This window comes from uncultured Hymenobacter sp., assembly GCF_964242765.1.
In the GTDB taxonomy this organism is placed as follows: Bacteria; Bacteroidota; Bacteroidia; order Cytophagales; family Hymenobacteraceae; genus Hymenobacter.
The window spans coordinates 19,587-31,290 of sequence record NZ_CAXTBM010000063.1; the positions used below are offsets into that span (position 1 = coordinate 19,587).

General features: G+C 59.4%; 12 protein-coding genes. 7 read left to right on the top strand and 5 right to left on the bottom strand.

The window, feature by feature from the left end; all coding sequences use genetic code 11:
- Positions 1–11 precede the first annotated feature (11 nt).
- Positions 12–587: a GNAT family N-acetyltransferase gene (locus tag ACFE7X_RS20440; protein WP_375437546.1), complete on the top strand. Its 576-nt coding sequence runs from the start codon at positions 12–14 to the stop codon at positions 585–587.
- Here ACFE7X_RS20440 and ACFE7X_RS20445 read toward each other — a convergent pair.
- Positions 584–1,138 carry an NUDIX hydrolase gene (locus ACFE7X_RS20445; protein ID WP_375437547.1) on the bottom strand — a complete coding sequence of 185 codons (555 nt, stop codon included), beginning with the start codon at positions 1,136–1,138 and terminating at the stop codon, positions 584–586. The genes ACFE7X_RS20440 and ACFE7X_RS20445 overlap by 4 nt on opposite strands.
- 213 nt (positions 1,139–1,351) lie before the next feature.
- On the opposite strand from ACFE7X_RS20445, the gene ACFE7X_RS20450 reads away from it, so the two are divergent.
- A complete protein-coding gene (locus ACFE7X_RS20450) occupies positions 1,352–2,338 on the top strand; it encodes an aldo/keto reductase (protein WP_375437548.1) in 987 nt (328 codons plus the stop codon).
- Positions 2,339–2,452: 114 nt separating this feature from the next.
- Here ACFE7X_RS20450 and ACFE7X_RS20455 read toward each other — a convergent pair whose 3' ends face one another.
- Together ACFE7X_RS20455 and ACFE7X_RS20460 are read right to left on the bottom strand one after the other, a co-directional pair.
- Positions 2,453–5,020 (bottom strand): ABC transporter permease, encoded by a 2,568-nt coding sequence (locus tag ACFE7X_RS20455; RefSeq protein ID WP_375437549.1) that lies wholly within the window; start codon positions 5,018–5,020, stop codon positions 2,453–2,455.
- A complete protein-coding gene (locus ACFE7X_RS20460; RefSeq protein ID WP_375437557.1) occupies positions 5,017–5,724 on the bottom strand; it encodes an ABC transporter ATP-binding protein in 708 nt (235 codons plus the stop codon). Before ACFE7X_RS20460 ends, ACFE7X_RS20455 begins: the two co-directional genes overlap by 4 nt.
- 244 nt (positions 5,725–5,968) lie before the next feature.
- Between ACFE7X_RS20460 and ACFE7X_RS20465 the strand changes: the two genes are divergently transcribed.
- Positions 5,969–6,676 carry an arylesterase gene (locus ACFE7X_RS20465; RefSeq protein ID WP_375437550.1) on the top strand — a complete coding sequence of 236 codons (708 nt, stop codon included), beginning with the start codon at positions 5,969–5,971 and terminating at the stop codon, positions 6,674–6,676.
- A gap of 84 nt (positions 6,677–6,760) precedes the next feature.
- Here the strand turns inward: ACFE7X_RS20465 and ACFE7X_RS20470 are convergent, their stop codons facing one another.
- Both ACFE7X_RS20470 and ACFE7X_RS20475 read right to left on the bottom strand, forming a co-directional pair.
- Positions 6,761–7,228 (bottom strand): MaoC family dehydratase, encoded by a 468-nt coding sequence (locus ACFE7X_RS20470; RefSeq protein WP_375437551.1) that lies wholly within the window; start codon positions 7,226–7,228, stop codon positions 6,761–6,763.
- Between the two features lie 340 nt (positions 7,229–7,568).
- Complete coding sequence (locus ACFE7X_RS20475) at positions 7,569–8,495, bottom strand: DUF2911 domain-containing protein (RefSeq protein WP_375437552.1); 927 nt, start codon at positions 8,493–8,495, stop codon at positions 7,569–7,571.
- A gap of 217 nt (positions 8,496–8,712) precedes the next feature.
- On the opposite strand from ACFE7X_RS20475, the gene ACFE7X_RS20480 reads away from it, so the two are divergent.
- From ACFE7X_RS20480 to ACFE7X_RS20495, 4 genes are all read left to right on the top strand, one after another.
- The gene (locus ACFE7X_RS20480; RefSeq protein ID WP_375437553.1) at positions 8,713–8,835 is read left to right on the top strand and encodes a hypothetical protein; all 123 of its coding nucleotides are present in this window, start codon (positions 8,713–8,715) and stop codon (positions 8,833–8,835) included.
- Positions 8,836–9,017: 182 nt separating this feature from the next.
- A complete protein-coding gene (gene hisG, locus ACFE7X_RS20485) occupies positions 9,018–9,869 on the top strand; it encodes an ATP phosphoribosyltransferase (protein ID WP_375437554.1) in 852 nt (283 codons plus the stop codon).
- Between the two features lie 132 nt (positions 9,870–10,001).
- Positions 10,002–11,321 carry a histidinol dehydrogenase gene (gene hisD, locus ACFE7X_RS20490; protein WP_375437555.1) on the top strand — a complete coding sequence of 440 codons (1,320 nt, stop codon included), beginning with the start codon at positions 10,002–10,004 and terminating at the stop codon, positions 11,319–11,321.
- A gap of 92 nt (positions 11,322–11,413) precedes the next feature.
- The coding region (locus tag ACFE7X_RS20495; RefSeq protein WP_375437556.1) for an aminotransferase class I/II-fold pyridoxal phosphate-dependent enzyme at positions 11,414–11,704 on the top strand (291 nt) is incomplete at its 3' end.

An 11,704-nucleotide genomic window follows, 5' to 3' on the forward strand; every position in this document is an offset into this window, starting at 1 on the left:
ATATTGGTACTATGCTAAGCTCTCCTCTTCAAGCAACTCCTGCACTAACCCAGATTCCCGTTCTCGAAACGGAGCGTTTGCTGCTGCGTGGCTACCGGCCAGAAGATTTAATTGAGTTTGCGGCCATGCACCGTGACCCTAATTTCTATCGTTATCTGGGTGGTCAGCCCATATCAGGCGAGGAATCGTGGCGGCGGATATTGACGCAGCAGGGGCACTGGTCGTTGATGGGCTTTGGGTTTTGGGCGGTGGAAGAGAAGAGCACCGGTCGGTTTATTGGCTCGGTGGGCTTCGCTGACTTCAACCGGGACATAAAGCCTTCCATCAGCGGCGTACCCGAAATCGGGTGGGTGCTCGCGCCGCGCGTGCATGGCATGGGCTACGCAACCGAGGCCGTCCGGGCGGCCCTGGCCTGGGGCAATCGTCATTTTCAAACCACAGAAACGGTCTGCATCATCGATTCCGATAATGTGGCTTCTCTGCGCGTGGCCCAAAAATTCGGCTACCGAGAAACGGCGCGCACCACCTACAAAGAGCAGCCTATCGTTATCCTGGCCCGGGAGCAGAACGCGAGTCCGCTTGGCTAGGGTGCCAACTTGCGCAGGGCCAGCAAACACAAGGCAATCGAGCCCGAGACGCGAATTTCGCCGCCGAGAATCATGGCTTCCACGCCAGCCAGCGGCACGCGCAGCACTTCGATGTTTTCGGTTTCGTCGAGGTGTTGGGCGGCTACCAGGCGGGCGTTGCGGGCCAGGAAAAAGTAGATGCGGTTGGTATCCTTAGTGGGGTTGTCGCTGACTTCGAGAAGCGGCTCTATCTCGTCGGAAACGTAGCCGGTTTCTTCCAGCAACTCGCGCTTGGCAGCGGCGAGCGGGCTGGTTTCGCCTTCGTCTACCACGCCGCCGGGCACTTCAATCAGGATTTCGCCGATGCCGTGCTTGTACTGGCGCACCAGGATGACGTGTTCATCGGCGGTGAGGGCAAATATCAGCGCCACGTTGGCCCGCACGCTCACAAAATAGTCGTCGAGTACCTGGCCCGTGGGCAGTTGCACATGGTCGCGCCGGAGCTTGTACCAGCGGTGATGGAATACTAGTTCGGAGCTGAGCGTGGTCCAGGGCTTTATTTCTTTCGACATACGTGGGGCAAGTGAGAAAGCAGCAAGGTAGTAAGGGAACAAGCTTACGCGTCGAATACGACGGGGACTTGCTATCGATAGGTTCGAGCAGATCTTGAAGAGCTGGCTGGTAGCAGAGCCAAATTCGCGCAGCCCGCGTATACACTAGCACCGCCGAAACAGCCCGTAAGTGGCTGGTGGCGGTTTTTGCTTTTTACACCTCTTCTTTTTTCTATGCAGCACCGCAAACTTGGGAAAACCGGCTTCTTGGTTTCTGAAATCAGCTTGGGCACCTGGCAGGTGGGCGGCAAATGGGGCGAGCCGTTCAGCCACCCCAATGCCGATACCATCCTGAACGCTGCCGTCGATGGCGGCATCAATTTCATTGATACGGCCGACGTGTACGGCGACGGCGAAAGCGAGAAAGCCGTGGGCCGGCTCGTCCGCAGCCGCTCCGAACGAATTTACGTGGCCACTAAGTGCGGGCGGCAACTCCAGCCGCACCTGAGCGCGGCGTACACGCCGGCGGCCATGCGCCAGTTTGTGGAAGCCAGCTTGCGCAATATGCAGCTCGAAACGCTGGATTTAATTCAACTGCACTGCCCGCCCACGGAGGTGTACTACCGCCCCGAGATTTTCGAAGTGTTCGATCAGTTGAAAGAGGAAGGCAAGATTCAGAACCTGGGCGTGAGCGTAGAGAAAGTGGAAGAAGGCCTCAAAGCCCTGGAGTACCCCAACGTCACCACGCTGCAACTCATCTTCAACATGTTCCGGCAGCGGCCCACGGAGTTGCTTTTCAAAGAAGCCCAGCGCCGCGACGTGGGCCTGATTGTGCGGGTGCCGCTGGCCAGCGGCCTGCTGACCGGCAAGTTTTCGGCCGACACCAGCTTCGCCCCGGAAGACCACCGCAACTTCAACCGCCAGGGGGAAGCCTTCGACAAAGGCGAAACCTTCTCCGGCGTCGACTACAACACCGGCCTGGAAGCCGTGGAAGAAATCAAACAACTATTCCCCGACCAGCCCAATTTGGCGCCCGTCGCTTTGCGGTGGGTGCTCATGTTCAACGAAGTAAGCTGCGTAATCCCCGGCGCTTCCAAGCCCGAGCAGCTTTCCTCTAACCTGAAGGCCGCCGAACTGCCCGCCCTTGCCGAGGAGCAAATGCACCAGGTGCAGGCCATCTACGAGCGGAAAATCAAGCCCCAGGTGCACCAGATCTGGTAGGGGAGTTGACAATTAAAAATTGAGAATTAAGAATTAAAAATTGGCCGTTCAACGATTCAAAAAAAGTCGCTGAACGGCCAATTTTTAATTCTTAATTCTCAATTTTTAATTGACTCATGCTTCGCCGCGCAGTACTTCCAGGGGCGGGCGTGTCAGCACGTCGCGGCTGTTGAAGAGGCCAATCAGGGCGGTGAGCAGCGTGGTGACGGCGGCCAGGAGCAGGAGCGGACCCAGGGTGGGGCGGAAGGGAACTTCAAACAAGAAGAACGCCAGCGCCCAGGCGGCCCCCACGGCCAGCACGAGGCCCGCCACGGCGGCCAGTAAACCCAGCAAAGCATACTCCACCAAGGTAATGCGCAGAATCTGGCGGCGGCTGGCGCCGAGCGTGCGAAGCAGCACGCTTTCCTGCACCCGCTGGTAGCGGCTCACTATCACCGAGCTGACCACCACCACCAGCCCCGTGGCAATGCTGAAAAAAGCCATAAACCGAATAACGAACGAGATTTTGCTGAGAATATCATCCAGCGTCTGCAACACCAGTCCCAAGTCGATGGCCGATACGTTGGGGAAGCGCAGCACCAGTTCCCGCTGCACCGCGCCTAGCGCGTTGTTGTCCGGCACGCGGGTCATCAACACCAGAAACTGCGGGGCCGGCTCCAGCACGCCGGCCGGGAAAACAATCTGGAAATTGGTTTGCACCCGGGTCCAGTCCACGGTGCGGGTGCCGCCGATGATAGTGGCGAGCGGGGCGCCCTGCACGTTGAAGGTGAGTGTGTCGCCGAGCTTGACTTGCAGGCGGCGCAGAAAGTCGGAATCCACTGAAATGCGGGGCGTACCGTCGGGCGGCAGGTAAGGAGCGAGGCCCTGGTCGAGGGTTTCCGAGCTGATGAGCTGGTTGCGGTACGTAACGCGGTATTCGCGGGTAAGGCCTCCGCGGCTGCGGCCGTTGAGGGTGTCTTTTTTCAGGTCGGCGGTGGCTTGGCCGTTGATGGCCGCCAGCCGCATCGTCACGACCGGTACTTGTTGCAGGATGGGCAAGCGGCGGCTGGTCAGCACCTGCGTGACGCCGGCCCGCTGCTCGGGCTGAATATCGAAGAGCACCATGTTGGGCTGCCCGTCGCTGGCCGACACTTGCACCCGGCTCAGCAGCAAGCCTTGCAGCAAGGAGAGGGTCGCCATCAGGAACACGCCCAACCCAATCGAGACGGTGAGCAGCAGGGTTTGATTGTTGGGCCGATAAAGGTTGGCCAAGCCCTGCCGCCACACGTAGCTCCAGGAACTCGGGTAGAAGCGGCGCACGAGTAGGCGTAAGCCCTGCCCCAGGCCGGCCAGCACGAAAAACGTAACCAGCAGCCCGCCCGCAAAGCCTAGGGCCTGTTTCCAGTCGCGGGTTTGCAGGTAGGCGAAGCCCGTAATAAAGACGACAATCAGGCCGTATACTACGATGCGTAGTGGGTCGGGTTTAACGGAATCTTCTTCGTAAGCTGCCCGCAGCGTCCGCAGCGGCGACACTCGCCGGACACTCAGCAGCGGCAGCAGCGCAAAGAGCACGGCTACCAGCACGCCCGTCACCAACCCCTGCGCCACGGCCGGCCACGACACGGCCACGTTGACCGTAACGGGCAGAAACCCCGCAAACAGTTGCGGCAGCAGCAATTGCACGGCCGTGCCCAACGCGGCGCCCACCGCAGCGCCCCCCAAGCCCATGGCCGCAATCTGCACCAAATAAATCAGCATGGCCTGGCTGCCACTAGCGCCCAAACACCGCAATACGGCCACCGAGGCCACTTTCTCGCGCACGTACAAGCTTACGGCGCTGGCCACGCCCACGCAGCCCAGCAGCAGCGCCACAAAGGCTACCAGATTCAGGAAACGGGTCAGGTCAGTGAACGAGCGGCCGGTTTGGCGCTTGCGCTCCGTGACAGTGTCGGAGTTGATATTTACCTTGTCAAGGCGCTTTTCCAAGGTCTTGACGATGGCATCAACCTCGGTACCGGGCGCAAACTGATAGTACGTGCGGTACTGCACGCGGCTGCCGCGTTGCAGCAAACCGGTTTGGGGCAGATACTGGCCCGGAATGAATACCGTGGGAGCTACGGCGCTACTGAACGCCGACTGACCGGGCGTTTTGCGCACCCGTCCCGCAATTCGAAACGTAAGCTTGCCCACCCGAATAGAATCACCGGGCCGGGCCGCAAACTGCACCAGCAGCGCGTCATCCACCAAAGCTACCCGCTCGCGGGAAGTCATCGATTGGCGGAAATCGGCTACGGCCGCCGTGGGCTCCGTAAGCCACTGCCCGTAGTAGGGGAAGTTGCCGGTCAGGGCTTTAATCTGCGCCAGGCGCACCCCTTGGCCTTTGGGAAACTGAACCAGGGAGGCAAACGCCACCTCGTCGCTGCGGTCGCGGCCGAGTTGGCGCAGGGTGGGGGCCAGCGTTGAATCAAACGGCTGGCTGCCGGAAAGCACCAAGTCGGCCCCCACCAGCTCGCGGGCCTGCTCGTCAATACTGCGGGCGAGGTTGTCGCCGAAGCCCCGGATGCCCACCAGCGCGGCAATCCCGAGGACAATAGCGGACACAAATAGCACGAGCCGCCCCCGGCTGCGGCGACTATCGCGCCACGCCATGCGCCACAGCCAACTCAGGGCTGGCCGCGCGGAAGAAACGGGGTTGTTACTCATAAAGCCGAGGAAGAAACCGTAGCCGCGGCCGGGCGCGTATCCGAGAGCATGGCGCCGCCTTTAATGCGCACGATGCGCTGCGTGCGGGCCGCCAGGTCCAAGTCGTGGGTTACGAGCACCAGCGTGGTACCTGCTGCCCGGTTGAGCTCGAACAGCAACTCCACCACCCGGGCGCTGGTGTCGGCATCGAGGTTGCCGGTGGGCTCGTCGGCAAACAAGATTTTGGGTTGGTTGACGAAGGCGCGGGCCAGCGACACGCGCTGCTGCTCGCCACCCGATAGTTGCGTGGGGTAGTGGTGGCCGCGGCCGGCCAGCCCAACTCGTTCCAAGAGTTCTTGCGCGGTTTTGGTGCCGTTGCGGACGCCCCGCAACTCCAGCGGAACCAGCACGTTTTCGAGGGCCGTGAGCGTGGGTAGCAGCTGGAAGTTCTGGAAAATAAAGCCTACGTGCTCGTTGCGCACGGCGGCCCGCTGGTCTTCGCTGAGGGTGTCGAGTTGGATGCCGTTGAGTTGTACGCTGCCCGAACTGGCCCGGTCGAGGCCGGCGCACAAGCCCAGCAACGTGGTTTTGCCGCTGCCCGAAGGTCCCACAATGGCAAACGTGTCTTGGGCCTGCAACTCGAAGCTGACGGCTTCGAGCACGGTTAGCGTCCGGCCGCCGCTGGAATAGGATTTGGTGAGATTTTCTACTTTAAGCACAAACAAGCAAGTTGCGCCCGCTACGCTCAGCGGGAATGAAGAATCAGGAAGTTGAACTGAATTGGTGTTCCGAGGCAGCAAGAATCTGGATAAAACTCTTCAATAACTTCACTCAGATTCTTGCTGCTTCGGAACACCAATTACTTTTTAGTAAATGGTAAAGCCGCTTAGCTAACCGGGTAAGAGACGAATTAACTCGGGCAATACTTTGATCTGTTACGTAAAGACCAAACAAAGTAGCTTCGTCCCCATGAAACCTGTCCTGTCCCTGTTTAGTTGCGGCGTGCTGCTGCTGCTGGCCGGCTGCAACGCCGACCCGAAAACCGCTCAAGCCCCGGCTACCGCCGCTACGCCGCCGGCTCCTGCCGCGTCTGTGCCCGTCGGCAAGCAAACCATCCTCTTCTTTGGCAATAGCCTCACCGCCGGCTACGGCGTCGACCCCGACGAGGCCTTTCCCGCCCTGATTGGCGAGAAAATTGATTCCGCTGGATTAGGCTACACCGTCGTAAACGCCGGCTTAAGCGGCGAAACCACCGCTGGTGGCCGCAGCCGGGTGGGGTGGGTGCTGCGCCAACCCGTGTCTATCTTCGTGCTGGAGCTAGGGGGCAACGACGGCCTGCGCGGCCTGCCCCTCACCGATACGCGCCGTAATCTGCAAGCTATTATCGATACGGTGCGCCGCCGCCGCCCGGCAACCCGCATCGTGCTGGCTGGCATGCAAATTCCGCCCAACCTTGGGGCTGAGTACGCCACGCAGTTCAAAGCCCTCTACAGCGAACTGGCCAGCAAGAATCAACTGGTTTTGATTCCTTTTCTGCTAGAAGGCGTAGGCGGGGTGGCCAAGCTCAATCAGCAAGACGGTATTCATCCCACGCCTGCCGGGCACCGCCTGATTGCCCGCACCATCTGGCCTGTCTTGCAGCCGCTGCTTCAGCAGCCGGCGCAGGCAAGCAGATAAAGTGTGCTTCCTCTTCCTCTCTTGGCTTGCGGCGCGCCGTGTTGGAAAGGTAGTTCTGCTGCACTGCAACAACAGTTTCGCTTGTTACCCCTCGAAGTGGTAGAGAAACGTAATAATGCCGGTATAAGCCGGTTTTGATTGGTCCTTGATTTCCAGGCTTACTTCCAACCGGGCTTTGGCAATGCCGCGCAGGTTTTTCACCGACAACAGCTTGGCCCGCAACCGCACCTGACTATCTACGGTCACGGCCTGGTTGAAGCGCAACGCCTCAATTTCATAGTTCACCTGCATTTTCAGGTTCTCGATGGAGAGAATCTGGTGCCACAGGTAAGGCAGCAGCGAAACCGTAAGGTAGCCGTGGGCAATGGTAGCCTTGAAGGGCGACTCCGTGGCGGCTCGGTCGGCATCCACATGAATCCACTGGTAGTCAAGGGTCGCGGCGGCGAAGCTGTTGATCTGCGCCTGGGTGATGGTGTGGTACTCGGAAACGCCTAGTTCCTGTCCTATATACTGTTCAAGTTCCGGCAGGCTGCGAATCGTTAGCTTGTTCATCAAGGTGGTTGGTAAGTGGGACAGAGGGTTTTTCGTACTACGGCTCATCAGCGCCGACGGCGGCAGTTGACGTTTTCGGGCCTGAAGCCGAGGTTGGATGCAACGGGCTTGCGTTAAACGCGCTTCAACATAGCCGAAAAACAGGGAAAGTGGGGAGCAACTGGTTGCTGCGCTCGGTAGTGGAGGGCATACGCAGGTGTTGGGTCCGCTGTTGGCAGGCCCCGGAACACTTTTCTGCGGCCCCGCCGCCCCTAAAGTTGAATTTAAAAAGCGTCAACAGCACACCTAAAAAAGTCCGTTAGCTCTAGCTAACGGACTTTTTTAGGCTTTCAGAAGCCCTTCAATAGGCTTTTGATTGCCACTCAATCAGCGCGACGCGCATGGTGGGTAGTTGGTTTTGGAAGGTGCTATCGTCTTTTTCACCGAGTTTAATGGCTTTGCGGCCGAAGACGATGGCCGTATCGTAATCCTGCTTCGAGGCCAAGAGGCGGGCTTTAATCCAGTTGTTGAGGTAGACGTCCTGGAGGCGAATGGACTCGTTGATGTAGCGCAGGGCCTGCTCGCCGTTGAGATTGTTTTGCACCAGATACTCGGCAGCCTGCGCCAGGAGCTGCCAATCGTTGGGGCGCGCGGCCACGGCTTTTTCAATTCCCGCCACCACCCGGGCCTGCACATTGGTATCAAGAAAGAAACTCACCGTTTTCTTTTCCCAGCTTAGGTTGAGGTGGGCGCTACCCGCTGTCAGTTCCGAAAACCAGTAAAGCAACGTTTCGTGGTGAGCGGAGGCTTCGGGTACCACCGGAACACGCAACACGTCGTCTTTCTCGTGGTAGCCTTCCGCGCCCCAGTGGGTGGTGACGCGGTTGAAGACCAGCTCCCAATCCTGGTCGGAGCGGGGCATGATGTAGAACGAGTACTTGCCGCCGGGTAGTTTTTTGCCGTTGATGCGGACCGTGTCGCTGAAGCTGATGACGGTGTTTTCGTTGGCCCCCGCCCGCCAGATCTGGTTGTAGGGCACGAGTCCTTGCCAGATCACCCGGTTTTTCACGCTCGGCGCATGGTAGTCCACGACAATGTCGGTAAGCCCGACGGCGTGCTGAAGCACCACGTGCGGACTCGGTTGCGGCAGCGGAATCAGCGATTCTGCACGAGCAGCGGGCGCGGCAGGCGCCGAATTGGTTTGGGCCCGTGCCGCCGGAGCGGGTAGTAACGAGAGCAGCAGCCATGTGCCGATCGTGGAAACAACCTGGGAAAGACAACAACGCATAGCAAACAATAGGCAGAAGGAAGGGCAGGAAAGAGAACCGGGACCAGATGCGCACTAGCTGCCCGAACCGAGCAACAGCTCAAGCTCAGAAACAATAGTGCCAAGACTGGGTTGAAACGAAACGGATAGCTAAAGTTCCGAGTTCGAGAGAAGTTTTCTTGGAAAATATTTTGTTCTGTCAACTCAGCTTGTACTTTTGCGCCATCTCCTCTTGTGTATGCCTGCTCCTGCCGCGCCTTGTTTTTGCTTTATCGGCCCCGTGGCTGCTCTCGCCCTTGGCGAAGCAGTTGGGCTGCGCGCGGCGCATCGTCACCAGCACGGGCACCATTCCTCTTTTTAGAGGAATAACGCACCATATTGTCCCGTTGGGCGCCCAGTCCTGGTCGCCCGGTCACCCCAGAAAGGTGGCCCCACCCGTCGTTGCTTGCTTGGCCGCGGCCAATTCCCGATTTCTTACGTTCTGGAAGGGCTTCCACAGCCGTTGGCTGCTTGCCTACCCCTTCCTCTGTTTCCTTACCCTTTATGATTCGTCTTGCCATCCAGAAGTCGGGCCGCTTAAGCGAAGACTCGCTGAACCTGATTCGGGAGTGTGGTATTAGCTTCGTTGCCAGCTCGTACAAACTCAAAACCGAAGCCACTAACTTTCCCCTCGAAATCCTGTACCTGCGCGACGACGATATTCCCGGCTACGTGCAAGACGGGGTGGCCGACCTCGGCATTGTGGGGCAAAACGTGTTGGTGGAAGCCGGTTATCCCACCTTGGAAATCGAGCCGTTGGGTTTCAGCAAGTGCCGCCTGAGTTTAGCCGTGCCCCGCGCCGCCGGCTACGACTCGGTAGCTGACTTGCAGGGCAAGAACATTGCCACCTCGTACCCGGCCATTCTCGGCAAATACCTGGCCGAGCACGGCGTGCAAGCCAACCTGCACACCATCAGCGGCTCGGTGGAAATTGCGCCGAGCATTGGCTTGGCCGAGGCCATCTGCGACATCGTGAGCAGCGGCTCGACGCTGCTCGGTAATGGTTTGCGGGAAGTGGAAACCGTGTTTCGGTCGGAGGCCGTGCTTATTGCCAACCAGAACCTTTCCGCGGAGAAGCGCGAAATACTCGAGCAATTGCAGTTTCGGATGCAGGCGGTGCGCCGCGCCCGCCGCAACAAATATATTCTGCTCAATGCGCCCACGGCCTCGCTGGCCGCGGTGAAGGCGCTGCTGCCGGGCATCAAGTCCCCCACGGTTACGGCCTTAGCCGAGGAAGGCTGGGTGTCGGTACAGTCGGTGGTCAATGAAGACGACTTCTGGCACATCACCGGCCAGCTCAAAGCCGTGGGCGCCGAAGGTATCCTGGTGCTGCCCATCGAGAAGATGATTAGTTGATGGCTGGTTGTTGCGATGCTGCTTGTTGAATGTCCTTATGCTCTTCTCTATAAGGAGCAGCCAGCAAGTATCAGCAATCAAATCAACTTCAACCAATCACCAATCAACCTCCACCAATCAACAATCCCATCAATGCAAGTCTTTCAATACCCGGCCCAGCCAGATTGGGTTGCGTTGCAGCAGCGAGCCGCCGCGCAGCAAGCCCAGGACATCGAGCAGCGGGTGCAGCAGATTTTCGAGGATGTGCGCCAACGCGGCGACGCGGCTCTGGTGGACTATGCCCAGCGCTTCGATGGTGCCGACGTAAGTGCGGGCTTGCGCGTAACGGCCGAGGAAATACTGGCGGCCGTGGCGCAGGTACCATCGGAGTTGCAAACGGCTATTCGGCAGGCACACGCCAACATCTGGAAATTCCACGCCACCCAGCGCGAAGAAGAAAAGCGGGTGGAAACCATGCCGGGCGTGAGCTGCTGGCGGCGGGCCGTGCCCGTGCAGCGGGTGGGGCTTTACATTCCGGGCGGCACGGCGCCGCTGTTTAGTACCTTATTAATGCTGGGCGTGCCCGCGCGGTTGGCGGGTTGCCCGGAAGTAGTGCTGTGCACCCCACCGCAGAAAGACGGCTCCATCAATCCCGTGATTCTGTTCACGGCGCAGTTGCTCAGTATCGGAACCATCATCAAGGCCGGTGGGGCGCAGGCGGTGGCCGCGCTCAGCGGCGGTACCGAAAGCGTGCCGGGCGTCGACAAAATTTTCGGCCCTGGTAATCGGTACGTGACGGCCGCCAAGCAATTGTCTACCCGCTACGGTGTGGCCATTGATATGCCCGCTGGTCCGTCGGAGGTGTTGGTTATTGCTGATGCCACTGCCAACCCCGCTTTTGTGGCGGCCGACCTGCTCAGCCAAGCCGAGCACGGCCCCGACTCGCAGGTCATTCTGCTCTCGGACTCGATGCAGATCATCGAGCAGACCCAAGTGGAAATAGCGCGGCAGTTAACAGAGTTGCCGCGCGCCGCGGTAGCAACCCAGGCTTTGGACGAAAGCCGGGCTATTTTGCTTCGCACCCCCGAGGAGATGCTGTACTTCTCCAACCAATACGCGCCCGAGCACCTGATTTTGGCCGTGCGCAACCCCGAGCAGCTGGCGGAAGGTGTTACCAGCGCGGGTTCCGTCTTCTTGGGTCACCTCACGCCCGAGGCGGCCGGTGATTATGCCTCGGGTACCAACCACACTTTGCCTACCAACGGCTACGCCCGCAACTACAGCGGCGTGTCGCTGGATTCGTTTCTCAAGAAAATCACCTTCCAGCGCATCACCACCGAAGGTCTGTTGCAGGTTGGGCCGGTAGTGGAAACCATGGCCGAGGCGGAAGGCCTGCACGCCCACGCCCGGGCCGTAACGCTGCGTCTGGATTCCATCCACAACGAGCAATTCGCAATGAATCAGCAGCATTGATGGGGCACCCGGCCAGGAGTTGCAACCGCATGATCTAGCCGGGTGCCCACCGTCATTTTTGCTTGCTATCCATTCATTGAAAACTCAACACGATGTTTGCACTAGATAACCTAGTCCGACCCAATATCCGGGCCATGAAACCATACTCTTCCGCCCGCGACGAATTTCAGGGGGAAGCCCATGTAATGCTCGACGCCAACGAGAACAGCCTTGGTAGCGCCGGCCCGGACCTCTTCAACCGCTACCCCGACCCGCAGCAGCGCGCCGTGAAAGCACCGTTGGCCAAGCTGAAAGGAGTGGAGCCCGCCCAGATTTTTCTCGGCAACGGCTCCGACGAAGCCATTGACCTGTTGGTCCGCCTTACCTGCACGCCCGGCCAAGAC